The organism is Proteiniphilum acetatigenes DSM 18083 (assembly GCF_000380985.1).
Classification (GTDB): domain Bacteria; phylum Bacteroidota; class Bacteroidia; order Bacteroidales; family Dysgonomonadaceae; genus Proteiniphilum; species Proteiniphilum acetatigenes.
Genome location: NZ_KB905693.1, coordinates 251491 through 277916, shown reverse-complemented (window position 1 = coordinate 277916; position 26426 = coordinate 251491). Strand labels below are relative to the sequence as shown.

Here is a 26426-nt window from a genome sequence, read left to right as displayed (position 1 = left end):
TATGAAAAAAATAATTTATATACTCAACGTGGTACTGGCATCTGCAGGGTTGTTATTTACATCCTGCGACCTGGACGCGCCTGCAAAATCAGCTGCGGAAAGCCAGGTAGTAACCTCTACTTATGCCCTTGCCGAAGGATTAGTGATGGGCATTCATCAATCGTTTGCCGAAACAAACTCTTACCGGGGTAGGTATATTCCATTCTATGGGATTAACTCCGATATAGAATGGATAAACAATATCTCCGGGCAACTTGCTGATGACGGCAAGTATGAACTGACCGGCTATGCAGCAAGGCCAACTAATACCCAGATGAATACGGAAAACAATGCCTGGGCAAAATTCTATGAAGGTATAGAGCGGGCTAATCTGGCTATTGAAGGGCTTCGCGATTTCGGTAATGTAGAAAATGATCCCGATATGGCTCAACTCCTCGGTGAAGCACTTACCTTAAGAGCGGTTATCTATCTGGATCTGATAAAGGGATGGGGCGATGTACCGTTACGTCTGGAACCTATCTCTACCGAAACAGTCTATCTGCCAAGAACAGACAGGGATATTATTTATAAACAGCTGCTTGCCGATCTGGCGGAAGCCGAAGAACTGGTAGCATGGCCTAACGGGTCAAATATTACAAGCTCTACCGAACGAGTGAACAAAGCATTTGTAAAAGGATTGATGGCGCGTATCGCGCTTTACGCTTCTGGATACAGCCAACGCTCTGATGGCGTCCGCAGAAGCACTGACCCGGAACTGAGTGTCGATAACATGTATAAATTGGTAAAGGAGAAGACACTGGAAGTGATCAACAGCGGGACAAACAGATTGGACGAATTCGAGCAGAATTTCCGGTTACTCTGTCAGGATAATGTACAGGCAGGAAATGAATCCCTATGGGAAATTCCTTTCTCCGCAGGCCGTGGACGCGTGCTTTATACATTCGGCATCAGACACAGGGTCGTAAACCAATATACAGGACAGGCACAAGGGGGTGTAAACGGCCCGATTCCCACCCTGTTTTACGATTACGATGTAGACGACATTCGTCGCGATATCACATGCATCCCTTATAACTGGAATAATAATCCGGCTGTACAGCAGTTGAGCACACTCAAATCCTGGTGCTTCGGCAAATTGCGTTACGAATGGATGTCACGACGCGTCATATCTACTAACGACGATGGTATCAACTGGCAGTATATGCGCTTAGCCGATGTCTACCTGATGGCGGCAGAAGCAATCAACGAACTCGAAGGACCTGCAGCAGCAGCGCCTTATCTGAAGCCAATCCTCGACCGTGCCCTGCCTCCTGCAAAAGTCACCGCTTATATGACCCGGGCAACGGCCGGCAAAGAGGCATTCTTCAATGCCATAGTGGAACAAAGGGCATTTGAATTTGCCGGCGAGTCTCTCCGCAAAGCCGACCTGATCCGTTGGAACTTACTGAAAGTAAAATTAGATGAAGCAAAAGATAAGATGCGGCAACTGGCAAACCGCGAAGGCCCATACGCCGATCTACCGGAAAAGCTCTACTATCAAACAGCACCGGATGGCGAGACATTGATGATCTACGGATTGAATCACGGTGATACCGATGAGATAGGGGCAAGCCTGGAATACGAGAGCAGCACCGTTTGGATTGCTCCCGACAAACTCCCTGACGAATTAATCGACGCCCTTTACCAGAAAGATCCGGATCAAAACCAGTTCTGGCCTATCTGGAAGACTTTTATTGACATAAGTAACGGAATGTTGTCTAACTAATAACAGGAAATGATATGAAGATTTTAAAATATACATCGGCTATTGTCCTGTTTATACTTACAATAGCCATCCCGACAAGTTGCTCCGATGACCTGACGGAAATTACGAAGATCGATTACGACAGGGTTTTCTCACCGACCAAACTCGAAGCAACCATCCTGAACAGAACCAATGTACGACTTAAATGGGTCAACAATACCTCGACAGAGAGTTATACAATTGAACTTTTTGCAAACGATAGCCTCACATTCACAGGCTCACCGGTACTTACAATGGAAGGTGTTACTACTACTGAAAATATAATAGAGAATTTAGACGGTGAAACCCGCTATTCGGCAAGGGTTAAGGCGGTGAGTAGCAAGACCGCCGACTCGAAATGGACAGGGGTATTTTTCAGGACAGCGGCCGAACATCTCCTTCTCCCTTTTCAGGATGGCGACATTGCTTCTACAAGTGTAATATTCCGTTGGCCGGCCGGACAACAGGTTACCGAAATTCTCCTCACCCCCGGTAACATTACCCATACAGTTACTCCTGCCGAAGTGGCAGAAGGAATTGCTATTATTGAAGGGTTAACCGGAGAAACCAATTATACGGCAAAAATAATGAATGGAGAAAAAGTGCGTGCTACCGTCTCCTTTACAACGTTGGTAGACATAGGAAACGCAACACCGGTATACCCTGAGGACGATCTTATTACCATACTTGCCGCAGCCAAAGACGGCGATGCTTTCGCCCTCTTCCCCGGAACTTATGGAGATATGAGCAAAATTACAATAAGCAAAAATGTTGAGATCAAAGCTGTTTATCCCTATGATAAACCCATATTGAAAGGTTATATTTCCATGGTAGACAATTCTGCAGTCCTGTTGCAAAGTATTGTATTGGATGGAGCAGGATTAACTGATGGTAACCAGGCTATTGTATTCGAAACAGCAGGAGCATTTTATGGCGACATAACTATTGAAAATTGCGAAATACGCAATCATGTAAAAGGGGTTTATTACTTGAATGTAGCAGCGTTAGTAGAATCCATCACCATCAACAATACGTTGATCCATCATGTGGAATGTAACGGGGGAGACCTGTTCGACAGTAGAACCGGAGCGATAAAGGTTCTCACAATCTCCAACAGCACTATCTATAACAGTGCGCTTGCACGCGATATGGTTCGTTACGACAACGCTTCTGAGAATTTTCCGGGAGTAGAGTCTAAAATTATTATCGACCGTAATACGATTTATAATGTGTGCAACGGCTCAAGCCGCAGATTGCTTTATATCCGTTATACAGGTCATCAGACAACGTTTACCAATAATATTGTCGCTTCAACTGAAGGAATATTCTCTAATCAGACTGCAACCGCTGTCCCTGCGTTCAGCAATAACAACTATTTCCAGGCGCCCGGATTTTTACCCGGCGGAAGCAGTTCTTCCAGATTTTTCGATGAATCCGGATTACAATTGGATCCGGAATTTGAAAATCCCGGTGAAGGCAATTTCAAAGTAAACACCATAGATGTGAATGCAAAAGGGATGGGTGATCCCCGCTGGTTAAATTAATAAAAACCGATTGATGTGAATTATATGTAGTATGCAGCTAAATCGGAGGCTTTTTAATGGGTCGCGAAACATTGTCAGATGAATGATTTAGCTGCATACATATAATAGAATGAATGACTTGAATAATATTAACTTGATGAAAAGAATATTGCAATTAGCGTTGCTCTTGCTTGTAGCAAACTCGTGTGCCCATAAACCGGCAGAGAGATCATCCTACAAATACGCATACCTTTATGACGATCTTCCCTTCGGGATGCCCTATATACATCCTCCGGTCTTTCCCGGGAATCAGGTAAATGTAGCCGATTTCGGAGGCAATCCCAACGGAATAGCGTTGAATACCGAAGCCTTTGAAAAAGCCATGGAAGCGCTTTCACAGCACGGCGGCGGCACACTGATCGTTCCCAAAGGAGTCTGGTTTACCGGCCCCATTGTCTTCCGCTCCAATATCAACATGCATTTGGAAAAAGGTGCTTTGATCCTTTTTTCACCTGATTTTGAACTTTATCCCCTGGTGGAAACCATATTCGAAGGATTAGATACGCGCCGTTGCCAGTCTCCCATTGCAGGGAGAAATTTAGAGAATATCGCTATCACAGGTGAAGGTTCCATCAACGGTTATGGTGAAGCATGGCGTCCGCTGAAAAAGGACAAGGTAACCGAACGGAAATGGAATGAGGTAGTTGCCTCAGGCGGCGTTGTACATAACGGGGATTACTGGTTTCCGACCGAAGGATCCCTGAAAGGGCACCTGATGAGCGATATGAATGTACCGCGCCACAATATGACTGAGGAGGAGTGGCTCGAAGTAAAGGATTTCCTTCGTCCGGTGATGGTCAGTTTTATTGAATGTAAGAATGTGTATCTGCAGGGTGTGCTGTTTGAGAATTCTCCGGCCTGGAACATTCATCCGCTGATGTGCGAGAATGTGATTATTGATGGTATATATGTGAAAAACCCCAGCTATTCGCAAAATGGCGATGGACTCGATCTGGAGTCATGTGTCAACTCGATTGTAGTGAACAGCATATTCGATGTGGGTGATGACGCTATCTGCATTAAATCGGGTAAGGATGAGGATGGCCGTCGCCGGGCCCGCCCCACGGAGAATCTGATCGTGGATAATTGTAAAGTATTCCACGGGCATGGAGGGTTTATCGTAGGCAGTGAAATGTCGGGAGGCGTAAAAAATATCTCCGTGACAAACTGCCATTTCCTCGGGACGGATGTGGGTCTCAGGTTCAAAAGTACGCGCGGACGCGGTGGGATAGTAGAGAATATCCATATTTCAAACATTTATATGTATAATATAGTGACTGAATCGTTCTTGTTCGACCTGTACTACGGTGGCAAATCGGCATCGGAATCGTTAGCCGACGGAGATACAACTCCTTCCGATGGAGAGGCGTTCCCGGTCACCGAAGAAACTCCTGTTTTCAGAAATATCTACGTAAAGAATCTTGTATCGAGGAATGCCCGCAGAGCAATGCTCTTTAACGGCCTGCCCGAAATGAACATCGAAAACATCAACCTTGAAAATGCATTTATCACTGCACGCTATGGTGCCGAACTTTCGGAATCAAAAGAGATCTTTTTCAGGGATGTAACGGTGATCCCGGAAGAGGGACCTGCATATAAGCTGAACAATGTGAAGAATTTCCGGAGTGACAATCTCTCGTTTGAGATCAATGAACCGGAAAAGGCGGCCAGTATAACCGGAAGCCGGAATTTCGGGGTCTATCTCCCGGGTTTACCGGAAAATCTGGTTGAGATGGCTCCTGAAGTGGACAAAGATGAAATTTTCTTAAGATAATCAGACATTATATTATTCATTCTGTAAGTTGGCAAGCAAGAAATCATTAATTTTATCGATTTAATCAAATAGCGTATGAGTAGTAAGAAAATATCAGTACTGCTTTTAGTGCTTATCGCCATTTTCCTGAATTGCAGCAGCGGGAAAGAAACGCCTCTCGATCCCTATTACATGAGAATGGCCGATTCGGAAATGAAAAGATATCCGGAAAGCTGGATGGTGGACTTTTCGGATAAGATCAAATGGAATTATACACACGGCCTGGAGCTACAGGCTATTATCGAAGTATCGGAAAAAACCGGCGACGAGAAATACTTCAATTATGCGGAGAATTATGCCGATACTATGGTCAATGAGGATGGAACCATCAAAACGTACCAATTAGAGCGGTACAATATTGATCATATCAATCCGGGTAAAATGCTATTCCCTATATTTAAAAAAACAGGGAATCCCAAATACCTGAAAGCATTACAATTACTCAGAAGCCAGATGGAAACACATCCGCGCATTTCTAACGGAGGCTACTGGCATAAACAGATCTATCCGCATCAGGTATGGTTGGACGGATTGTATATGGCTGGTCCCTTTCTTGCCGAGTATGGGAAGACTTTCGATGAACCGGCTCTGTTCGATGAGGTAGTATTGCAACTCACCACCGCGTGGGAGGATCTGATTGATGAAGAGACCGGTCTATTGTATCATGGCTGGGATGAGAGCCGCGAACAGCGCTGGGCCGATCCCGTGACGGGGAAATCGCCCAACTTTTGGTCAAGAAGCATTGGGTGGTACATGATGGCGCTGGTAGACGTGCTCGATTTTATTCCGGAAGATCATCCGAAAAGGAGCCATATCATTGATTTATTGAATAACATATCTACTACGATTGATCAATATCGTGATTCCGAAACCGGTATGTGGTACCAGGTGACAAACCTGCCCGACAGGGAGGGAAATTATCTGGAGTCTTCAGGTTCGATCATGTTTATCTATACATGGGTGAAAGGCGCTCAGAAAGGCTATTTACCGGTAGAATTTGCCGAAAAGGGAGCGACAGCCTACAATCAGTTCCTGAAGCAATTTATCCGTGAGAACAGCGACGGTACCATTTCTGTCACAAACGTATGCTCCGTAGCCGGGTTAGGGGGAGAAAAGATATACCGAGACGGCAGTTTCGAATACTATATTTCAGAGCCGGTAAGAGACGACGATCCCAAAGCGGTAGGCCCGTTTATAATGACCAGCATACTGCTGGAGAGATAAAAACGACCAAACTATCCAACAATGAGTTTACAATCATCCGTCATCAAACTAACCGTGATGCTTCTGCTCATTCCAGCCGGGGTAGCAGCACAAATCCCTGCCTTCCCCGGTGCGGAAGGGGCCGGCAAATATACTACCGGAGGAAGAGGAGGTAAGGTACTGTATGTCACTTCCCTGGAAGATTCGGAACAACCCGGCACATTGCGGTGGGCAGTGAAACAGAAAGGCCCTCGGACCATTCTCTTCAAGATATCGGGACATATCCGCCTGAAAAGCCCTTTGAAGATCAATAACGGCGATCTCACCATTGCCGGCCAGTCCGCTCCCGGCGACGGTATCTGTATCAGCGACTATGAAACCGTGATCAGCGCCGATAATGTGATCATACGCTTTCTCCGCTTTCGCCTGGGTGATGAAACGAAACGGGCTGTAGATGCCCTTTCAGGGTATCGAAATAAGAATATTATCATCGACCACTGCAGTATGAGCTGGGCTATAGACGAGCTGTCTTCTTTTTACGATAATACAAATTTCACCATGCAGTGGTGTTTCATCACCGAAAGTCTGAGAAAGTCCGTTCACGGAAAAGGGAAACATGGCTACGGTGGTATATGGGGAGGACAGAATGCTTCTTTCCACCACAATCTCCTGGCACACAACGACAGTCGCAATCCGCGTTTCTGCGGCAGCCGCTATTCCAACCAGCCCGGAGAGGAAAGGGTGGATTTCAGAAATAATGTGATCTATAACTGGGGATCAAACAACATTTATGCAGCTGAAGGTGGTAGTTATAATATCATCAACAATTATTACAAATATGGCCCAGCTTCAAGTAGCGGCTCAAAGAAACGGCTTATAAATCCCGATGCGGATAATGGAGAAAACAAACAACCGAAAGGAACTTATGGGCACTTCTATATCACAGGAAATTATCTGGACGAAAATCCGGAAGTAACCCGGGATAACAGGCTGGGGATCGAAATGGGTAGCTCGTTTACTAAATTTGCTCCGGGCGTTACCTTGGAAGATATTATTGCCGATGAGGAATTTTCATTCTTACCCGTCACCACGGACAACGCGGAAGAGGCATACGAGAAAGTGTTGAAATATGGGGGATACGCTCTGGTAAGGGATATACATGATCTTCGATATGTGGATAATGTAAAGAACCGGTCCTACTCTTTCGAAGGGTCCGGAGGAAGCTCCAATGGATTGATTGACAGCCAGAATGATGTAGGAGGCTGGCCTGAATATAAAACCTATAATAATTATGTTGATTCGGATTCCGACGGTATTCCCGACGGTTGGCTGGAAGAGAATTATCCGGGAAAAAAAGCGGAAGAACTGGATAGCAACGGATACACTTATCTCGAAGTTTATCTCAACAGCCTCGTGGATCATCTGATGGGCCGGGATTTTTTTGAGAAAAAGGTGAAAAAGTTAGTGGTAGACAAAAGCGGAAAAGATGATTTTACCACCATACAGGCAGCGATTGATGCCGTAAGAGCATTCGACCCTGATTATGCAACCACTATCTTTGTGAAAGAGGGTACCTATTTTGAAAAACTCATATATTACCGCGGCAAGTACACCCAAGGATGTGGAGTTCGGGTATATTCTCAACAACTGCCACATCACAGCCGACGACCATGTGACTTCTGTCTACCTGGGCCGCCCCTGGAGACCATACGCCATGACGCTCTTTATACACTGTGAACTACCCAAAGAAATTCATCCGCACGGCTGGGATAATTGGCGTAATCCGGAAAACGAAAAAACAGCCAGATATGCCGAATATAATAATTCAGGAGTAGGAAGTGATACCGCTCAACGGGTAAACTGGATGAAAATACTATCTCCCGGAGAAGCCCAAGAGATTACCCCGGAGGTGGTGATGGGAGAATTCTACAAGAAGATTGTTGCTGAATTTAATCTTTAAAATATAAGAAAATAAATAATTACAATATTTTACGCATGGACTTGCTATGCTATATATCTCTAAAACAGAAATACAATAAATTCTAAAAAATTAATATTTTATTTTGAATACGTCAAAACATATCGTAATTTTGTGCGGGTACACAGTCTCCATAGCATAGAGAGTTGCAGAAATTAAATGGGAAATAATCAGAAAAATAAATATATGAAGACAAATTATCAATTACGTTATGCAGCGCATCCGGAAGATGCGAAATCTTATGACACGCAGCGTTTGCGAAGAGATTTTCTCATAGAAAAAATATTTGCTCCGGATGAAGTGAATATGGTTTATTCGATGTACGACCGTATGATCGTGGGGGGAGCGATGCCGGTAAACGAACCGTTACACCTGGAAGCAATAGATCCGTTGAAGCAACCAATGTTTCTATGCCGTCGCGAGCTGGGTATATTTAATGTGGGTGGTAAAGGAAAAGTAAAAGTAGGTGGGACCGTGTTTGAGCTTGACTACAAAGAGGCGCTTTACCTCGGTTCAGGAGAACGTGAAGTCTATTTTGAGAGCGACGACGCGGCCAAACCGGCGAAATTCTACTTTAACTCGGCGACAGCCCATCGTAACTATCCCGATAAAAAAGTAACCAAAGCCGATGCCGTGGTAGCTGAGATGGGGTCTTTAGAGTCCTCAAATCACAGAAACATCAACAAAATGATCGTCAACCAGGTACTTCCCACCTGCCAGTTACAGATGGGAATGACCGAACTGGCTCCGGGAAGCGTATGGAATACCATGCCGGCACATATCCACTCCCGCCGGATGGAGGTCTACTTCTATTTTGAAGTGCCCGAAGACCAGGCAGTGTGCCATTTTATGGGTGAACCCGACGAGACACGTCATATCTGGATGCATAATGACCAGGCGGTGCTCTCTCCCGAATGGTCGATCCATTCCGGTGCAGCCACCACCAACTATACTTTCATCTGGGGTATGGCAGGCGAGAATCTCGATTACGGGGATCAGGACTTTTCAAAAATAGTTGACTTACGGTAAAACAACAACCCTGAATTACAGGGATACAGATGTGAAGTAAAAGAACTTCCGTACTATAAATAAGAAAAAATAATATGGTTAATTTTTCATTAGAAGGGAAAATTGCTCTTGTCACAGGAGCGTCCTACGGTATAGGGTTTGCCATGGCATCCGCTTTTGCAGATGCCGGCGCCAAAATCGTATTCAACGATATCAACCAGGAATTGGTGGACAAAGGCCTTGCGGCTTACCGGGAAAAGGGGATAGAAGCACATGGTTATGTATGTGATGTTACAGACGAGAGGGCGGTAAATGAATTCATTGCCCGGGTAACGCAAGAAATAGGTGTGATAGATATCCTGGTGAACAATGCCGGTATCATCAAGCGCATACCGATGCACGAGATGAGCGCCGCCGAATTCCGCCAGGTAATCGATATCGACCTGAACGGACCGTTTATTGTTTCTAAGGCCGTAATTCCTCACATGATCAGAAAAGGGCATGGAAAGATTATCAATGTCTGCTCCATGATGAGTGAACTGGGACGTGAAACTGTTTCTGCCTACGCAGCAGCTAAAGGCGGATTAAAGATGTTGACGAAAAATATCTGTTCCGAGTACGGGGAACATAATATCCAGTGCAACGGTATCGGTCCGGGATACATCGCTACACCGCAGACCGCTCCGCTAAGGGAAAGACAACCCGACGGATCACGCCATCCGTTCGATTCATTTATTATTGCCAAGACACCGGCAGCCCGGTGGGGAACCCCTGAAGACCTGGCAGGACCTGCTGTCTTCCTTGCTTCAGACGCTTCAAACTTCGTTAACGGACATATCCTGTATGTGGACGGAGGTATTCTGGCGTATATCGGGAAGCAACCATAGTTTAGGTGAAAAAAGTGGAAAGGTAAAAAGGTGGAAAGGTGAAAAGACTGGAGAGACCGGGAGACTGGAGAGAGTGAAAAGTCTGGAAGTTCCCAAATCCCAAATCCGATATCCCCAATTTTTCACTTTTTACTATTAACTTTAATATTGGCATATTATTCATATTAGCACAATTAATTAAAACAGGTATGCAAATAAGATTTCTCACGTTACTTCTGGCAACAGCAATCTTTATTGCGTGTAGCCCTTCAAAGCAAGTGTTGACAGTGGAAGTGAATAACCCGGGATCAATAGATAGAGAAAATGAGATGGTAGAGATAGCCTGGGAGACGGTACAACAAAAATTATCGCTTTCCACAGGTGAGACGATCATCATAACCGATGGCAACGGACAGCAACTTCCCTATCAACTTGTAACCAATGGAACGGGAAACAGAGAGACATTCATCTTCCCGGTCTCCCTGCAAGCCGGACAAACAGCCTCTTTTCAGATTGTAACAGGTGAACCCGAAGCATTTACACCTCTTGTGTACGGGCGTCTGGTACCTGAACGGAAAGACGATTTCACCTGGGAAAATAACCGGAGTGCCTTCCGGGTCTATGGCCCGGCTTTGAAAGCAACCGGTGAGATCAGTAACGGGATGGACTTCTGGGCCAAGAAAACCGAATCGCTGATTATCGACAAGTGGTATAAAGACGACCTGGCAGGTGTGGCTTCTTATCATGAAGATCATGGCGAGGGATTGGATTTTTACAAGGTAGGAAGAACCCTCGGCCTGGGAATGACTGCTCCCGTTGATAACGATACATTATGTTTAGGAGATAATTTTGTTACGACGGAAATCCTCGATAACGGCCCGCTTCGCATTACCTTCAAACTCACTTACGATCCTTATAAAGCCGGTGGCAAAACAGTAACGGAAACGCGTATCATCTCTCTGGATGCCTATACCCTTTTCAACAAGGTGACCAATATTTTCGAAGTGGATGCCGATGAACTGACCGTAGCCACCGGTATCGTAATGGAAAAAGACAAGCCGGAAATCACTTATGGTGACAATTCCGGTATTATCGCCTATGAAACCCCAACCGATAATGTCAACGGTACTATTTATACCGCAGCTATCCATCCCGGCGGATTCAGCGATATCAAAGTGGCGAACGGACATTACCTGGGCCTGAACAACTATCTGCCCGGCTCATCCTATACCTATTATGCGGGAGGAGGATGGAGCAAAGCCGGATTCGACAGTTTTGAAGACTGGACGCAGTTTGTAAAAAAAGAGAAAGAAAAAATAGATCATCCTTTAACTATTCAGATAAAATAAGATGCAGAAAGTAGTAACTTTCGGCGAGATCATGTTGCGTCTTGCCACACCGGATTATAAAAGATTTATCCAGTCGGACCATCTTACGGCCACCTTTGGCGGAGGTGAAGCCAATGTAGCCGTTTCACTGGCAAACTATGGTGTTCCCGTGGAATTTGTCACTCGCCTGCCCGAGAACGATATAGCCGGATGGTGTATCTCCGATCTCAGAAAAATGAATGTCGGTACGAAGCATATACTGCGCGGCGGTGAACGTGTGGGGGTCTATTTCCTTGAAACCGGTGCCGTGGCCCGTCCCTCGAAAGTTGTGTACGACAGGGCCCATTCCTCTATCGCAGAAGTAGAAAAGGGGATGTTCAACTGGAAAGAGATACTCAAAGATGCATCATGGTTCCATTGGACAGGTATCACCCCCGCACTTTCGCAGGGAGCTGCCGACGCCTGCCTTGAAGCTATACAAACAGCGAATGAACTGGGAGTGACCGTTTCATGTGACCTCAACTACCGGAAGAATCTCTGGAAATACGGCAAAAAGGCGTCGGAGATCATGCCCGAACTGGTAAAGGGATGTGATATCATCCTTGGCAATGAGGAAGATGCCGAAAAAGTGTTCGGTATCAAGCCGGAAGGATTCCAGGTGGAACAGACCGCAGGAGAAGTAGATGCAGCGGAATTCGAGTCGGTCTGCAAACAACTTATGCAACAATTCCCGCGCGCGAAGAAGGTAATCATTACACTGCGCGGTTCCATCAATGCTAATCACAATACATGGGGAGGATGCCTCTATTCCGATAAGCTCTATCAATCCAGAAGATACGATATTACCCATATCGTAGACAGAGTGGGCGGAGGAGACTCCTTCATGGGAGGATTGATCTACGGATTACTTACCTATAAGGATGATGACCAGAAAGCGCTCGACTTCGCCGTAGCTGCCTCCTGTCTGAAACATACCATCTATGGCGATTTTAACCTGGTTACTGTACCGGAAGTGGAAACATTGATGAAAGGCGACGGATCGGGAAGAGTAGTTAGATGATGTGATGATTTACTGATGTGAAGATTAATAAGAAATCAGAAGTGAAGAAGTTCAAGAAATGGAGAAATCTTGAATCTTGAATTTTGAATCCGAATTGAATTGAATTGAAAATCGACATAGTCAATTAACAATCGGCATAAGCCAAATCTTGTCTCTAAAAGTCCTTATTCCTTGTTCTTTATTCTTTACTCTAATAAATATAGAAATGGCTAAATTTACAAGACTGCAAGTCTATCAAACCATAGTAGATACGGGCATTGTACCTGTATTTTACCATTCCGATACCGAAGTAGCGAAAAAGGTACTGAAAGCGTGCTACGAAGGAGGTATCAGGGCATTCGAATTTACTAACAGGGGTGATTTTGCCCATGAGGTGTTTGCTGAACTGGTCAAGTGGGCAGACAAGGAGTGTCCGGAGATGATATTGGGTATCGGTTCCATAGTGGATGCCCCTACCGCCGTCCTCTATATCCAGTCCGGGGCAAACTTTGTGGTAGGCCCATTGCTGAACCCGGAAGTATTCAAAGTTTGTAACCGCCGGCAGATAGCCTATTCACCCGGTTGCGCCACGGTTTCCGAGATCGGTCTGGCACAGGAGTTGGGTGCAGAGATCGTAAAGGTATTTCCCGGAGGTAACGTGGGCGGCCCTTCATTCGTGAAAAACATCAAAGGCCCCATGCCCTGGTCGAGGATCATGGTCACAGGCGGGGTAGAACCTACCGAAGAAAATCTGTCAGCATGGTTCCGGGCAGGGGTAACCTGCGTAGGGATGGGCTCCAACCTTTTCCCAAAAGAGGTAATGAAAAACGGGGAGTGGCACAAAATAACCGAATTATGCAGACAAAGCCTGTCAATTGTCAAGAGATATCAGTAAAACAAAGACTTACAATATATATCACCAGGAGAAATCATTTTTAAATAAATAATCATCATAAATCATGAGTAAACTACAAGAAGAAGGAAAAACAAAAATGTCCAATCACCGCTGGACAGTTGTTCTTATGCTGTTTCTGGCGACAACTGTTAATTATCTTGACCGGCAGGTATTATCGCTCACATGGGCAGACTTCATTGCACCGGAATTTCACTGGACAAACAGTGATTACGGTACCATTACCGGCTTGTTCTCACTTTTCTACGCTGTTTCCATGCTGTTTGCAGGTAAGTTTGTCGACTGGATGGATACCAAAAAGGGATTCCTTTGGGCCATCGGTGTATGGTCATTCGGAGCTGTGCTCCACGCTTTCTGCGGACTTCTTACCGCAGGAATTACGGCCGGCGAATGGACATTGAGTTTCCTGGGTGCACGTGAAGCCATTGCCACCGTAGGCAACGTATCCATGGTGGTAACCGTAAGTGTAACGCTGTTCGTTTTTGCCCGTTTGATCCTGGCGATCGGTGAAGCCGGTAACTTTCCTGCCGCCATCAAGGCGACAGCTGAGTATTTCCCGAAAAAGGACAGGGGTTATGCCACCGGTATCTTCAATTCAGGTGCCCAGATCGGCGCATTACTCGCCCCACTGACTATCCCCTTCATTGCAAAAGCGTGGGGCTGGGAGATGGCATTTATCGTAATCGGTGCGATCGGTTTTGTATGGATGGGATTCTGGGTATTTGTATATGACAAACCGGAAAAACATAAAAAGGTGAATCCGGCCGAACTGGCTTATATCAATCAGGATGATATTACGGATCCGACAACAGAGAGAGTTCTGACAGATGAGAATGCGGGGAAGAAAGTATCTTTCAAACAAGCTTTCCGCCACAAACAAACCTGGTCGTTTGCTGTGGGTAAATTCCTTACCGACGGTGTATGGTGGTTCCTGTTATTCTGGATCCCGGCTTACCTGAGTTCAGTATACGGGCTGAATTCCACACAAAGCGCACCGCACGTGTTCCTGGTATATGCTATCTCCATGATTTCCGTTTTTGCAGCCGGTTATTTCCCTGCCTACTTTATGAACAAGAAAAAACTGGATCCCTATCAGGGACGAATGAGAGCTATGCTCCTTTTTGCCTTTTTCCCCGTCCTGATCCTGCTGGCACAACCGTTAGGCGGAATATCGGTCTGGATCCCCGTGATCATTATCGGTATTGCAGCAGCGGCACACCAATCGTGGTCGGCCAATATCTTTACGACCGTAAGCGATATGTTTCCCAAACATGCCGTCGGCACCATCACCGGTATCGGGGGGATGGCAGGCGGAATAGGCTCGCTTATCATCAATCAGAGTTCAGGTATCCTGTTCGACCATACGGCCAACACCAACATGAAATTTATGGGATTCGAAGGCATAGAGTCGGGATATTTCATTGTTTTCTGTGTCTGTGCCTTTGCCTACCTGATCGGATGGACCATTATGAAATCACTCGTTCCTAGATATGAACTGATTACTGATATGTAATCGTATCGGGAATCTAGCAGCAATTATAAACTAGTAATAATCATGAATGAAGAGGATGTCTTACAATTGGGATATCCTCTTCTCGTTTTTATCACTTTTTTGACAAAGAACAAAAAGAGTTGTAGGATAATGTATAGTTATTCACTAACTTTGGGGAATAACTGATATTTTTATTTAAATAGATACGATGAAAAAATTGATTATCATTCTTCTTGTCTTTGCGTTCTCTTCCGCACAGGCACAGTTCAAGGCAGACTGGCAATCGCTCGACAAGCGCGAAATACCTTTGTGGTGGTCGGATGCCAAATTCGGAATTTTCATCCATTGGGGATTGTATTCGGTTCCGGCATATGCACCTGTCAACGAGGTGAAAGGTATTTACGAAAAATATGCCGAACACTACTACAACCGCTTGTTGGCAGGAAACAAACTGTTTACTGATTTTCACACCAAACATTACGGCGAGAATTTTAAATATGCCGATTTTGCCCCAATGTTCAGGGCAGAGTATTTCAATCCTACGGAATGGGCAGAACTTTTTAAGGAAGCCGGAGCAAGATACGTAGTGCTGACATCGAAACACCACGACGGATTCTGTCTGTGGCCGAGTACCCAAACACCCCATTGGAACAGCGTTGTGATGGGACCTCACCTCGACATTATCGACACGTTGTCATCCGCAGTGCGTGATGCGGGATTACGTTTCGGACTATACTACTCCTTGCTCGAATGGGCACACCCGTTATATTCCCAACCCACCATCAAAAAGTGGGTAGACACACATATGATCCCGCAAATGAAAGAGTTGGTAAACACCTATAAACCTGAAATTATTTTTGCCGACGGAGAATGGGATTACGACAGTAAAACATTGAAAAGCGAAGAATTTTTAGCCTGGCTGTATAACGAATCTCCGGTAAGAAATTCGGTAGTGGCAAATGATCGGTGGGGCAAGGAAACACGTAGTAAACACGGCGATTATTATACGACGGAGTATGATCTGGTACACAATGAGAAAGGTATAGGCGACAATGCCGATCATCCGTGGGAAGAGAGTCGCGGCATAGGCACATCATATGGCTACAACCGGTTTGAGACATCGGTACACTACCTCTCATCGAAGGAACTGATCGATATTCTGATCGATAAAGTTTCCAACGGAGGTAATTTCCTGTTGAATGTAGGCCCGGATGCCACCGGAATGATACCGGTAGTAATGCAAGAGCGCTTACTCGATATAGGGAAATGGCTGAAGATAAATGGTGAGGCCATTTATTCTTCCCGTCCGTGGCGAAACGCCAATAAATCCGAGAACGAACAGATCGCTTTCACCCAAAGAGAGGGTAACCTGTACGTCATCCTCAAAGAATGGCAGCAGGAGCCAATCACTATTCAGGGAATGAAGCAACCAGGAAAAGTAGAATTATTGGGGTATCCGGATGTAATTCATTCATCATTCCAAAACGGCCGGTTAACCATTACACCACCCCTTTTGGCTATCAATGAATATCCGTCGCAACATGCGTGGGTATACAAAATTTCAGATTTTAAAGACTAAATCAAAAAACTGTATTTTTCTAACCCTGAGAATTATAACCCGAGAATAATGAAAAAGAGCTACCTTTAAAAGTAACTCTTTTCTGAAGAAGAAAGTGGTCCCACTTGGGCTTGAACCAAGGACTCCCTGATTATGAGTCAGGTGCTCTAACCAACTGAGCTATGGGACCTCTCTTTCAGCTTTTAGTTTCACCGAAAGCGGGTGCAATATTACTGCTTTTTTCGGAATTTTCCAAAAGAAATCACAATAATCATTTTATCTTTTTTAGTCGTTATTGGTTAGCATGCAATACGATTGCAACTAAAGCGAGACCTACAAATGTTTGTGGGGCGCCCATAACTCGAAAGGAGCGTAAAAAGAGTAGCTGTCTGAGTGAAGCGAGTTCTACTCTTTTAGCGAGTGAGAGTTAAAATGGGTCACAAAACATTGTCAGACGAACGCTTTAGTTGCGAAATAGTCACTATAATCAATTCTTTTCCGGTTCAATCCAGTCGCCGTGATCTTTGATCAGTTGGATCAAACGTTCTACAGCCTCGGCCTGAGGAATATTTTTCTCTACCAGTTGTTTCTTCCGATAGAGTGAAATCTTTCCATGTTCTGCACCTACATACCCGTAATCTGCATCGGCCATCTCACCGGGACCATTCACAATACAACCCATCACCCCTATTTTCAGATGCTTGAGATGGGAGAAGTGTTGCTTTACCAGGGCGACTGTAGTCTGCAGGTCGAATAACGTCCTTCCGCAACTGGGACAGGAGATAAATTCGGTCTTGCTTGTCCGCACACGTGCTGCCTGCAAAATACCAAATGCATAAGCGTCGAGATCAGTAATAGCTATCTGTCCCTGGTTACTCGCCATAATTCCATTACCAAACCCATCGAGGAGAACAGTACCGAAATCCACACCGCCTTTGATCTGAATATCTTCAGCTTCATCTTCGACATAACTCCGCTGAAGGATTACCGGCACATGGCAATCGGCGTTCAACAACGCGTGGAAGAATGCCCTCTGCTCACCTACTCCGTTCTGATGAGCAGTAGTAAGGATCACCGCTATTTTGGGCGTCTCTTTCAGGAAAGCGATCACTTCGTCCGAGAATTCGAGATAAGAGAGTCGCAGGAACTTTACTTCTGCATTGCAGCCCCTTATTTTATCGAGAGAGCCGATCGTAAAGAGCGGAAAATTATCTATTTTCTCTTCCCAATAGGGATAATCGACAATAGACTTCATTCCTTTCGGGAAATTAACCGGCATACGGTTTCCTACATAAATATAATCGGGGATGAAATGTGGGTTGACCGACATATCATCAATTTTACTCCTGTCAGAAATTACCACAGGCAAATGTTCCCCACCGATATTCCAGACCGGATCCGTTTCACGCCGGTCTGTAGAGTAGGGGGAAAAGCCGGGATAAATTCTGCCCTCTATGGGTGTATGCCCTTTTCTCAGGTTTACATAATCCACTAATTTTCTGGCTACAGGTACTTCCACTTCAGGATCTTCACTCAATGAAACGCGGATAGTATCCCCTAACCCGTCGCTCAACAAAGCGCCGATACCTACGGCCGACTTCATCCGTCCGTCCTCACCGTCGCCGGCTTCGGTCACTCCCAGGTGTAGCGGAAAATGGATATTCTCCCTGTCCATAGTGGCTACCAATAAACGTACCGCTTTGGTCATCAGTAATGTATTGGAAGCTTTCATCGATATCACTATATCGGTAAAATCTTCATCTATAGCGATTCGCAAGTACTCCATACAGGATTCTACCATCCCTTCGGGGGTATCGCCGTAGCGACTCATAATACGGTCCGACAGTGAACCGTGGTTCACACCGATACGTACAGCAGTGCCATGTTCCTTGCAGATACGAAGAAAAGGGACTACTTTGGAACGTATTTTCTCCAGTTCCTGTGCATATTCCTCATCGGTATATATCAACTCGGCAAAAGTCTTTTGTTTATCCACAAAATTACCTGGATTGATACGCACTTTCTCTGCGACAGTGGCTGCCACCTCTGCCGCACGGGGATTAAAATGAATATCAGCCGACAGGGGGGTGGTATATCCCTTATCTCTTAATTGTTGGTGTATTTCTCGTAAGTTATTGGCCTCTCGTACACCCTGTGTCGTCAGACGAATTAGGTCGGCACCGGCAGCAATGATGCGCTCACATTGGGCAACACTACCCTCGGTATCGAGCGTATTAGTATTGGTCATCGTCTGCACGACAACCGGATAATTTCCGCCCATAATGATATTTCCTACATGTACATCGATGGTAGAGCGGCGTTTGTAATTGAAAAAATCCATATTTTACTATTTACTTCTTCAAAGGTAATACTTCTATCCAATATCCGTCGGGATCAATGATAAAATAAAGTCCCATTTTATCATTTTCGTAACATACACAACCCATTTCCTTATGGAAGGCCCTCGTCTCGTCGTAGTCCCCTTCCACACGGAGGCACAGGTGCTGTTCATTGTCCCCCATATTGTACGGTCTGTCCCAATCGCGAAGCCATGTGAGTTCAAGTGTAAAACCCGTCACCCCGTCTCCCAGATAGAGCAGTATATAGGATCCGTCTGATGCTTCTTTTCTGCGAACTTCTTTCAGGCCCAATGCCTTGTCATAAAATTCTATACTTTTTTGTAGATCGAACACATTGATATTATAGTGGTCGAATCTTGCTTTTATTTCCATATTCTTGTTTTTTTGATTCTAAAAACCTTTATTCAAACGTAAACGATTGTCCCTTATGCGATAAGGGTAGATATTGGCAATCATAGAGGGCGGCAATCTCTCCGAAGCTATTTGCTTTCTCATAATTCTCTCCAAAATGCATAGGCAGGAAGAGATCGGTTTTTATGCGTGATACAAATTGTTCCGCACCCCGCATAAAATCTCTTCCCAGGCGCAGATCAACGGGAAACATCGCCAAATAAAGACGATTAGTCTGCTCCGCCAATAATTCCAGTTCACATAAAAAATAATTTTCATAGGAAAGTGCCTCTTCCGTGCCAACCTCTTCACTCCAATGCCAGTTATTCAGATCTCCGGCATGAAAAAATTGCCGGTTATTGTATTCAACCAAAAAAGATCCACCGGCATCAGTTGATCCAAACGCCTTTATTGTAAGGTGCTGATCGCGATAAACCTCTTCTTTTTCGAGATAGAGAGCATCCCCTGTAGCCGTTCTTCCACTCTCCAGCAATTCCCGGGAGAAAATATAGCGGATATTATTTTTCCGTTTTTTCCAGGAAAGAATTTCCGGATTAAAATGATCGTAATGTGAATGCGAACACAGTACATAAAGTTCCTCCTCCTTATTGAGAAGGTAATCATTCACCCATTCCGTTCCATCTTTACGGGGTGCATCTTTATAATAATCGAAGAGTATTGAAAACTCTTTAAATTCAATCAGATAGCAACTGTGATATATATAGGTGATTGTCATAGCCGAAATTCTTACCATTAATAACAACTGACCGGCTAAATGTTCAATGGGTTTCACATAAAATTTGGTAAAAACAGTGAATCCGGATATTCGATGAAGTAGAAAATGCAGTGGGAATTGTCTTCTGTCTGTGGATAATCAGTTATTCAATTCTCTCGGATTTAATTTTCTCAATATCCGAAATAGAAGTAACACCTCTCAATAGAAAAAGAAAAAGTGTGGAGTCAATCCCCAATTTTCTTGCTGATTCGCACATTATTACAAATTATTTTCTTCCTTTGCAGAGTAGTGTATGTTTTACTAAAATATCAAAAAATCATGAAGAAGTATTTGGCAGAAATGATCGGTACGATGGTACTGGTATTGATGGGCTGCGGTGCAGCCGTGTTTGCAGGTGCAGGCCAGCCTTTTGATTCTGTAGGTACGTTAGGTGTTGCGTTTGCATTCGGCCTTTCGGTAGTGGCAATGGCTTATGCCATCGGTAGTATTTCGGGATGTCATATCAATCCGGCTATTACACTGGGGGTATTCCTCTCAGGCAGGATGAGTAGTAAAGATGCCGGTATGTATATGATCTTTCAGGTAATTGGCGCTATTTTAGGTTCTTCCATCCTCTGGTTTCTTGCAAAAGATTCCGGTTCCACTACCACTCTGACAGGTGCGAATGGCTTTGCTGAAGGGCAGATGACTGTAGCCTTTGTAGCCGAGACGGCGTTCACTTTCATTTTTGTACTGGTTGTACTGGGAGTGACGGCCAGGAATGGTCTGAATAAATTTGCCGGCCTGGCCATAGGTTTGGCATTGGTGTTGGTACACATTGTCTGTATCCCTATCACGGGAACTTCAGTAAATCCTGCCCGTAGTATAGGACCGGCAATTTTTGAAGGAGGTGCGGCATTGAGTCAACTCTGGTTATTCATTGTGGCTCCGTTACTCGGCGCGGCAATTGCCGCCATTGTCTGGAAAGGAATCACGGTGGAGAATGATGCAGTAAAAGTGGCATAATTCGCGCATCCGAATAATTAAAAGGCGAGGGAAAATCATATTAGGATGATTTTCCCTCGCTTTATTGATTCTTTTCCGCAAATAATCTTCTTTTTATCCGGAATTGAGCTTTACCCTGTACTATTCTTTCATTTTCCATTCTATTTTTCCCAGAAAATAAAGCTGGTATCGAGAACTTATTTCTTTATAGAACGTTTACTTATTGCACATTTTTTGTAAATTTGCGCAGTTTTTCGAAAACTAATCACAGTAAAAATTAATTACATTAGTTGCTTTTCCGCTATGGTATAGTTCAAACAAAGTTTGTTCTTTGCTCCATTAGCTTAACGAAAACGTCCCGGTAAAAAGATTTTTTATCAGGAAGATCAAAATTGAAAAAATTATGAGTCACAATTTATTAAAAGGAAAAAGAGGCATTATTTTCGGCGCATTGAACGATCAGTCTATCGCCTGGAAGGTAGCCGAAAGAGCTGTTGAAGAAGGTGCTATCATCACGTTATCGAATACTCCGGTAGCAGTCCGCATGGGAGATACGGCCAAGTTGGGAGAAAAACTCAATGCTGAGATCCTTCCGGCAGATGCCACCAATGTAGAAGACCTGGAGATGGTCTTTTCCAAATCGATGGAAATATTGGGTGGAAAAATCGATTTTGTGCTCCATTCTATCGGCATGTCGCCCAATGTCCGTAAAAAGAGGACGTATGACGATCTCGACTATGATATGCTGGCAAAAACGCTCGATATCTCAGCTATCTCTTTTCACAAGATGCTGCATGTAGCCCGTAAGTTAGATGCCATCGAACGGGGTGGATCAATGCTCGCGCTCACTTACGTAGCCGCACAACGTGTTTTTTATGGTTATAACGACATGGCCGATGCCAAGGCGCTGCTTGAATCCATCACCCGTAGTTTCGGATACATCTATGGTCGTGACAAAGAGGTACGAGTGAATACCATTTCGCAATCGCCCACAATGACCACTGCCGGAAGCGGTGTAAAAGGGATGACCGACCTGATGGATTTCTCCGAACGGATGGCTCCTCTGGGAAATGCCGATGCCGACGATTGTGCCGATTATTGTGTGGTGATGTTCTCCGACCTTACACGCAAGGTCACCATGCAGAATCTCTACAACGACGGAGGTTTCTCAAGCATGGGTATGAGCCTCCGTGCAATGAAGCAATACAGCAACGGACTGGATGAGAATCGTAACGAAGATGAGAATGTGAACTACGGATAATATTCCGGTAATTATACACAAATTAGCTTCGATCATTATGGTTGAAGCTATTTTTTTATACATTTTTAGAATATAGGATACGCCTCGGAAAAATTCAAACAAGTTTGGCTTTTCTCTCGGCTTTCACTATATTTGCAAAATATAGGATGCGGCTCGGCATAGTCGGCAAATAAATTTGCCACTCTGCACTCACCTTTCACTATATTTGCACGTTATGATAGTGAAATTATATAACGAAAATCCCAATCCGCGGGAAATTGAAAAAGTGATCTCGGTACTTCGTGACGGAGGCATCGTGATTTACCCTACCGATACCCTCTACGGTATGGGGTGTGATGCGCTGAATGTGCGTGCGGTGGAGAAGATATGCGAATTGAAAGGAATCAATCCGCAGAAGAGTAATCTATCGATCATCTGTAACGATTTGAGTGTAATCAGTGAATATGCCAAGGTAACTACTCCCGTCTTCAAACTGATGAAACGAAATCTGCCCGGTCCGTTCACATTCATCCTGCCTACAACCTCATCATTACCCAAAATTTACAAAAACAAGAAGACCGTTGGGATCCGTGTGCCCGACAATAATATCATCCGGGAGATCGTAGCGCAACTTGGCAACCCGGTACTGAGCACATCGGTAAAAGACGAAAATGATGAAATAGAATATACTACCGACCCCGAATTGATCCACGAAAAATGGGGAGAGATCGCTGATATCGTGATCGACGGCGGCTTTGGGGATATTGAACCCTCTACTGTAGTGGACTGCACTTCCGACGAACCGGAGATTATCCGACAAGGCAAAGGAACGTTAAATTTCTAAAAAATGGCAAAGAGCACCCAACTCTTTTCTATTTTCGTAGTCTAACATTTTAATATAATTGCACAATAGCCACAATTATGAAACGATTATTTCTCATTTTTCCACTTATCGCCACATTGATAATTGTGGTCTCATCCTGCGATCCCAAAGAGACTTCTGACAGAGCTCTGGGAGATGTTGTTTCGGCTACTTATGACGCGGCAACCCGTTCGTTCATAGTAAAATATAGTGAAGGGGGCGAAAAAAGCTACCCGGCTGTAATAGATAATACGGTAGATCCTCCGACGGCAGGTTATGCATTAGATGATAAAACTTATCTATATGCGGCTGATGCAGCAATTTCCGGAGATGCAACCATTTCAAAAGAGGTAAATACTGTTTCTCAGTTTGTATATGACGGGATGTCCACTTACTATTTCTGGGCAGATGACGTAATAAACAAACAGCCAAAACTTACCGATGTTGATCCGGAAAATTATTTCTATAAGATATTACATTCCACAGATACCCAAAAAGGGTGGTCGTGGATCACAGATGATGTGAACGGCCTTTTAGCCGGATTTGAAGGCAAATCGTTATCGTTTGGATATGATTTGAGTTTCACCATGATCGGTAATGATGTGTTTGCAATCATTAAATACGTACACCCCAATACACCAGCCGCGAGAGCAGGCTTACAACGTCTCGATTGGATAGGAGAACTGAACGGGCAACCTATTACGACTGTGCAAAGGGGCGGTAATGTCTATATCAGTGATCAATCAATCGGTCTGCTCTATGGCAATAATACCGTCACATTTTCCACTTATAAAATTTCAGGAAACCAGATCATTCCCGATAAAGAGGTAACCATCACCCCTGATGACAGCAACAAAGATCCGGTTCTTTACGACAACATTTACACCATCGGCAATAAAAAAATCGGTTATCTTTTTTATACTGATTTCTACGATAGCTATAATTATCGTCTATATGAGGTTTTCAATAAATTTAAACAGTCCGGCGTTACCGATTTGGTATTAGATTTGCGCTATAATACGGGGGGAGCTGTTTCATCGGCTATTTATCTGGCTTCTTTGATAGCTCCAAAAACTACTGTAGAAAACAAATCTCCTTTTGTAGTAATGAATTACAACAATCTGTTGAATACCTCATTTGATAAATGGTATAATGAAGCAGCGCCTGCAGATAAGTATAAATATGACAGAAAAGAATATTTAGGCGTTTATGATAACTCCAAAGATCAAAACCCATTGAATGCAAACCTAGATCTAAACACAGTTTATATCATCGCTACAGGCGGTTCTTATTCCGCTTCAGAGCTTGTCACATTCTGTTTAGAACCGTATATTAATGTTGTCCATATCGGAGGTAATACGGGCGGAAAATATACAGCATCGTGGACTATTCACGGATACGACGATGAATTCGGGATACCAGTATATGATGAAACTAAGCTTTCATCCTCCGAAAAAAACAAACTGAAAAACTGGGCTATGCAACCCATCGTAGCCATGTATGCCAATAAGGACAGTAAAAATTTCAGCAATCCCGGATATTTAATTCCCGATCATAAATTAGAAGAAGGATTTGGTTACATTGATTACTGGACTCCCCTTGGTGATACCAAAGATGTTCTATTGGGACAAGCCTTGTATTTGATTTCGGGAGATGTAAGCTATCTGCCGGTACAACCCCGAACAACGCGAAGTACTCCAACAATTAGTAAAGAGATTATTAATTCTCTCGAAGAAGGTAAACCTGTAATCATGGATAATATAAAATTAACAGCGGAAGATTTTCAAAAACTTCAGCAATTACGAAACTGAAAATTACACGAAGAAATATAATAATATAGAAAAGAGGCTTTGCAGGCCTCTTTCTTTTTGTTGTATCATTTTGCCCATAACGGGTATTTCTTTATCCTTTCGTTCTCGATTGCATCATATTTGATATATTGATCGCGCTCGAGGATTTTCTGTAATTCCGCATCGCGTTTTTGTTTCAGTTTTTCAATGCGTCTTTGCTTGTTACACAGAAAGCAATTTTCGGCTTTGTTAATTTCCTGCAGAAAATTTAATTCCATTTGACGGAGTTGTTGCGCCTGCACATCATCAAATCCGATCAGTTTCTGCATGGAGGAAACTTTTTCTTCCACACTGTTTATCAATACCTTTTCAATAATAGAAGGCTGTTGAGCATATCCTCCCCCAATCGTTGCCAATAATACGATCAAAACTAAATTCCTTTTCATAGGGACATGATTTATTTTAATACGAAAGCTGTATGAAGCTTGTCTGTTCAATATTTTACTTCTTATTATTGTAACACGATTCGTTCCATAGCTATACGCTTTCTTGTTAAGACAATTAAAACAGGAAACTGTTTAAACTATATGAACGTTTTCGTTAACTACACCTTTCTTGCCAGGAAGATTACAGCCCTCAGGCTATTGTCATATTTACGGAATATACGACGCATACCCAGTACCCTTTTACGCATGGCAGGATGTGTTAGGACATTAAAAAATATCTTTATTGTTCTGGGCACTCCCTCATCATTTATAATCCGTTTAAGTTCCAGCAAATGCATGTTATTCATGCTATAGCTCACCACCTCCAGACCAGCCTCTGCAAACAATTCTTCCCATTCAGGAATAGTGACCGGACGTGCATTCACCTGGATTGTATCTGCCAGCGCACGATAGATCTCTTTTTTTAGGGTATCGGAGATATTGTCGGGAATCAGGCATATTTCATGTATGGCGTAGTAACCGCCGCGGCGCAATATTCTTGCTGCTTCCGAAATGATAGCACTCTTATTTCTGTTGCTTTGCATAGTGAGCATAGCTTCACAATATACCTTATCGGCACTCGAGTCAGGAAGTGTCGACTCCATAGCATTTGCAACTATAAGACGCATCTTATCATACTCCACTCTTTTGCGGACAATATCCGCTGCCTCTTCATTGATCTCTACGGCCGTATATGATTTCGGAGAGAAAGAGCAGGTTTTCTGAGCAGTTAAACCTAATCCGGGTGCAAATTCCACAACATCGTCTTCCTGAGAGATATTCAAACTCTCAATCATCTCATCGGTCAGTTCAATTCCTCCGGGACGGAGTACTCTTTTCCCCAGCTTTGCAAGAATCCAGTGTCCCTGCTTTATGTTTAATTTTTTCTCTGTTTTAGCCATTACACCTACATATTAAATGGTTGATTATCATATCCATTTACAAAAGTAGGGGCTGCAAACAAAAAAGTCAATACCTATAAATAGGAATATTTGACACTCTTCTTGGCACTTCT

22 protein-coding genes and 1 tRNA gene are annotated in these 26426 nt (G+C 44.1%); 17 read left to right on the top strand and 6 right to left on the bottom strand.

From position 1 onward, the window contains the following. Position 1 precedes the first annotated feature (1 nt). The 13 genes from F597_RS0103195 (at position 2) to F597_RS0103135 (ending at position 16585) form a co-directional block, all read left to right on the top strand. Positions 2-1765 (top strand): RagB/SusD family nutrient uptake outer membrane protein, encoded by a 1764-nt coding sequence (locus F597_RS0103195; RefSeq protein ID WP_019538268.1) that lies wholly within the window; start codon positions 2-4, stop codon positions 1763-1765. A gap of 14 nt (positions 1766-1779) precedes the next feature. Further along, complete coding sequence (locus tag F597_RS0103190) at positions 1780-3327, top strand: DUF4957 domain-containing protein (RefSeq protein ID WP_019538267.1); 1548 nt, start codon at positions 1780-1782, stop codon at positions 3325-3327. A 136-nt stretch (positions 3328-3463) separates the two neighbouring features. Beyond that, complete coding sequence (locus tag F597_RS0103185) at positions 3464-5140, top strand: glycoside hydrolase family 28 protein (protein WP_019538266.1); 1677 nt, start codon at positions 3464-3466, stop codon at positions 5138-5140. A 75-nt stretch (positions 5141-5215) separates the two neighbouring features. Further along, positions 5216-6403 (top strand): glycoside hydrolase family 88/105 protein, encoded by a 1188-nt coding sequence (locus F597_RS0103180; RefSeq protein ID WP_019538265.1) that lies wholly within the window; start codon positions 5216-5218, stop codon positions 6401-6403. Between the two features lie 21 nt (positions 6404-6424). After that, on the top strand, positions 6425-8119 hold the full coding sequence (locus F597_RS22795; protein ID WP_019538264.1) for a pectate lyase family protein: 1695 nt from the start codon (positions 6425-6427) through the stop codon (positions 8117-8119). Beyond that, complete coding sequence (locus F597_RS21880) at positions 8004-8342, top strand: pectinesterase family protein (protein WP_245541982.1); 339 nt, start codon at positions 8004-8006, stop codon at positions 8340-8342. The genes F597_RS22795 and F597_RS21880 overlap by 116 nt, the downstream gene beginning before the upstream one ends. 204 nt (positions 8343-8546) lie before the next feature. After that, positions 8547-9389 carry a 5-dehydro-4-deoxy-D-glucuronate isomerase gene (gene kduI, locus F597_RS0103165; RefSeq protein WP_026327068.1) on the top strand — a complete coding sequence of 281 codons (843 nt, stop codon included), beginning with the start codon at positions 8547-8549 and terminating at the stop codon, positions 9387-9389. A gap of 74 nt (positions 9390-9463) precedes the next feature. Continuing rightward, positions 9464-10255: a gluconate 5-dehydrogenase gene (locus F597_RS0103160; protein ID WP_019538261.1), complete on the top strand. Its 792-nt coding sequence runs from the start codon at positions 9464-9466 to the stop codon at positions 10253-10255. Between the two features lie 188 nt (positions 10256-10443). Further along, positions 10444-11583, top strand: coding sequence for a DUF4861 family protein (locus tag F597_RS0103155; protein WP_044059995.1), 1140 nt, complete (start codon positions 10444-10446; stop codon positions 11581-11583). Between the two features lies 1 nt (position 11584). Beyond that, complete coding sequence (locus F597_RS0103150) at positions 11585-12622, top strand: sugar kinase (RefSeq protein WP_019538259.1); 1038 nt, start codon at positions 11585-11587, stop codon at positions 12620-12622. A 205-nt stretch (positions 12623-12827) separates the two neighbouring features. Beyond that, positions 12828-13496: a bifunctional 4-hydroxy-2-oxoglutarate aldolase/2-dehydro-3-deoxy-phosphogluconate aldolase gene (locus F597_RS0103145; RefSeq protein WP_019538258.1), complete on the top strand. Its 669-nt coding sequence runs from the start codon at positions 12828-12830 to the stop codon at positions 13494-13496. Between the two features lie 64 nt (positions 13497-13560). Then, on the top strand, positions 13561-15027 hold the full coding sequence (locus F597_RS0103140; RefSeq protein WP_157278930.1) for an MFS transporter: 1467 nt from the start codon (positions 13561-13563) through the stop codon (positions 15025-15027). A gap of 187 nt (positions 15028-15214) precedes the next feature. Beyond that, positions 15215-16585, top strand: coding sequence for an alpha-L-fucosidase (locus tag F597_RS0103135; protein WP_019538256.1), 1371 nt, complete (start codon positions 15215-15217; stop codon positions 16583-16585). Positions 16586-16680: 95 nt separating this feature from the next. Here F597_RS0103135 and F597_RS0103130 read toward each other — a convergent pair. The 4 genes from F597_RS0103130 to F597_RS0103115 all read right to left on the bottom strand — a co-directional run bounded on the left by F597_RS0103130 (position 16681) and on the right by F597_RS0103115 (position 20107). Continuing rightward, positions 16681-16754 (bottom strand) — tRNA-Ile (locus F597_RS0103130). 297 nt (positions 16755-17051) lie between these two features. Next, complete coding sequence (locus F597_RS0103125) at positions 17052-18905, bottom strand: 4-hydroxy-3-methylbut-2-en-1-yl diphosphate synthase (RefSeq protein WP_019538255.1); 1854 nt, start codon at positions 18903-18905, stop codon at positions 17052-17054. A 10-nt stretch (positions 18906-18915) separates the two neighbouring features. Beyond that, entirely contained in the window at positions 18916-19296 is a 381-nt protein-coding gene (locus tag F597_RS0103120) for a VOC family protein (RefSeq protein ID WP_019538254.1), read from the bottom strand. 28 nt (positions 19297-19324) lie between these two features. After that, entirely contained in the window at positions 19325-20107 is a 783-nt protein-coding gene (locus F597_RS0103115; protein ID WP_245541981.1) for an MBL fold metallo-hydrolase, read from the bottom strand. Between the two features lie 261 nt (positions 20108-20368). Here F597_RS0103115 and F597_RS0103110 point away from each other — a divergent pair, with 261 nt between their 5' ends. The 4 genes from F597_RS0103110 to F597_RS0103095 all read left to right on the top strand — a co-directional run bounded on the left by F597_RS0103110 (position 20369) and on the right by F597_RS0103095 (position 24947). After that, positions 20369-21055 carry an MIP family channel protein gene (locus F597_RS0103110; RefSeq protein ID WP_019538252.1) on the top strand — a complete coding sequence of 229 codons (687 nt, stop codon included), beginning with the start codon at positions 20369-20371 and terminating at the stop codon, positions 21053-21055. A gap of 382 nt (positions 21056-21437) precedes the next feature. Then, positions 21438-22295 (top strand): enoyl-ACP reductase FabI, encoded by an 858-nt coding sequence (locus F597_RS0103105; RefSeq protein WP_019538251.1) that lies wholly within the window; start codon positions 21438-21440, stop codon positions 22293-22295. 214 nt (positions 22296-22509) lie between these two features. Continuing rightward, a complete protein-coding gene (locus tag F597_RS0103100) occupies positions 22510-23118 on the top strand; it encodes an L-threonylcarbamoyladenylate synthase (RefSeq protein WP_026327065.1) in 609 nt (202 codons plus the stop codon). A 77-nt stretch (positions 23119-23195) separates the two neighbouring features. Then, positions 23196-24947 carry a S41 family peptidase gene (locus F597_RS0103095; RefSeq protein WP_019538249.1) on the top strand — a complete coding sequence of 584 codons (1752 nt, stop codon included), beginning with the start codon at positions 23196-23198 and terminating at the stop codon, positions 24945-24947. Between the two features lie 65 nt (positions 24948-25012). On the opposite strand, the gene F597_RS0103090 is transcribed toward F597_RS0103095, so the two are convergent. Continuing rightward, the gene (locus F597_RS0103090; protein WP_019538248.1) at positions 25013-25372 is read right to left on the bottom strand and encodes a hypothetical protein; all 360 of its coding nucleotides are present in this window, start codon (positions 25370-25372) and stop codon (positions 25013-25015) included. Between the two features lie 158 nt (positions 25373-25530). Next, positions 25531-26313, bottom strand: a complete 783-nt coding sequence (locus F597_RS0103085; protein ID WP_019538247.1) for a class I SAM-dependent methyltransferase — start codon at positions 26311-26313, stop codon at positions 25531-25533. Between the last annotated feature and the right edge of the window lie 113 nt (positions 26314-26426).

What these genes read in the sequence shown, in the direction of transcription:
- F597_RS0103195 (WP_019538268.1), top strand. Translation starts at nt 2, where the DNA reads ATGAAAAAAATAATTTATATACTCAACGTGGTACTGGCATCTGCAGGG.
- F597_RS0103190 (WP_019538267.1), top strand. Translation starts at nt 1,780, where the DNA reads ATGAAGATTTTAAAATATACATCGGCTATTGTCCTGTTTATACTTACA.
- F597_RS0103185 (WP_019538266.1), top strand. Translation starts at nt 3,464, where the DNA reads ATGAAAAGAATATTGCAATTAGCGTTGCTCTTGCTTGTAGCAAACTCG.
- F597_RS0103180 (WP_019538265.1), top strand. Translation starts at nt 5,216, where the DNA reads ATGAGTAGTAAGAAAATATCAGTACTGCTTTTAGTGCTTATCGCCATT.
- F597_RS22795 (WP_019538264.1), top strand. Translation starts at nt 6,425, where the DNA reads ATGAGTTTACAATCATCCGTCATCAAACTAACCGTGATGCTTCTGCTC.
- kduI (WP_026327068.1), top strand. Translation starts at nt 8,547, where the DNA reads ATGAAGACAAATTATCAATTACGTTATGCAGCGCATCCGGAAGATGCG.
- F597_RS0103160 (WP_019538261.1), top strand. Translation starts at nt 9,464, where the DNA reads ATGGTTAATTTTTCATTAGAAGGGAAAATTGCTCTTGTCACAGGAGCG.
- F597_RS0103155 (WP_044059995.1), top strand. Translation starts at nt 10,444, where the DNA reads ATGCAAATAAGATTTCTCACGTTACTTCTGGCAACAGCAATCTTTATT.
- F597_RS0103150 (WP_019538259.1), top strand. Translation starts at nt 11,585, where the DNA reads ATGCAGAAAGTAGTAACTTTCGGCGAGATCATGTTGCGTCTTGCCACA.
- F597_RS0103145 (WP_019538258.1), top strand. Translation starts at nt 12,828, where the DNA reads ATGGCTAAATTTACAAGACTGCAAGTCTATCAAACCATAGTAGATACG.
- F597_RS0103140 (WP_157278930.1), top strand. Translation starts at nt 13,561, where the DNA reads ATGAGTAAACTACAAGAAGAAGGAAAAACAAAAATGTCCAATCACCGC.
- F597_RS0103135 (WP_019538256.1), top strand. Translation starts at nt 15,215, where the DNA reads ATGAAAAAATTGATTATCATTCTTCTTGTCTTTGCGTTCTCTTCCGCA.
- F597_RS0103125 (WP_019538255.1), bottom strand. Translation starts at nt 18,905, where the DNA reads ATGGATTTTTTCAATTACAAACGCCGCTCTACCATCGATGTACATGTA.
- F597_RS0103120 (WP_019538254.1), bottom strand. Translation starts at nt 19,296, where the DNA reads ATGGAAATAAAAGCAAGATTCGACCACTATAATATCAATGTGTTCGAT.
- F597_RS0103110 (WP_019538252.1), top strand. Translation starts at nt 20,369, where the DNA reads ATGAAGAAGTATTTGGCAGAAATGATCGGTACGATGGTACTGGTATTG.
- F597_RS0103105 (WP_019538251.1), top strand. Translation starts at nt 21,438, where the DNA reads ATGAGTCACAATTTATTAAAAGGAAAAAGAGGCATTATTTTCGGCGCA.
- F597_RS0103100 (WP_026327065.1), top strand. Translation starts at nt 22,510, where the DNA reads ATGATAGTGAAATTATATAACGAAAATCCCAATCCGCGGGAAATTGAA.
- F597_RS0103095 (WP_019538249.1), top strand. Translation starts at nt 23,196, where the DNA reads ATGAAACGATTATTTCTCATTTTTCCACTTATCGCCACATTGATAATT.
- F597_RS0103090 (WP_019538248.1), bottom strand. Translation starts at nt 25,372, where the DNA reads ATGAAAAGGAATTTAGTTTTGATCGTATTATTGGCAACGATTGGGGGA.
- F597_RS0103085 (WP_019538247.1), bottom strand. Translation starts at nt 26,313, where the DNA reads ATGGCTAAAACAGAGAAAAAATTAAACATAAAGCAGGGACACTGGATT.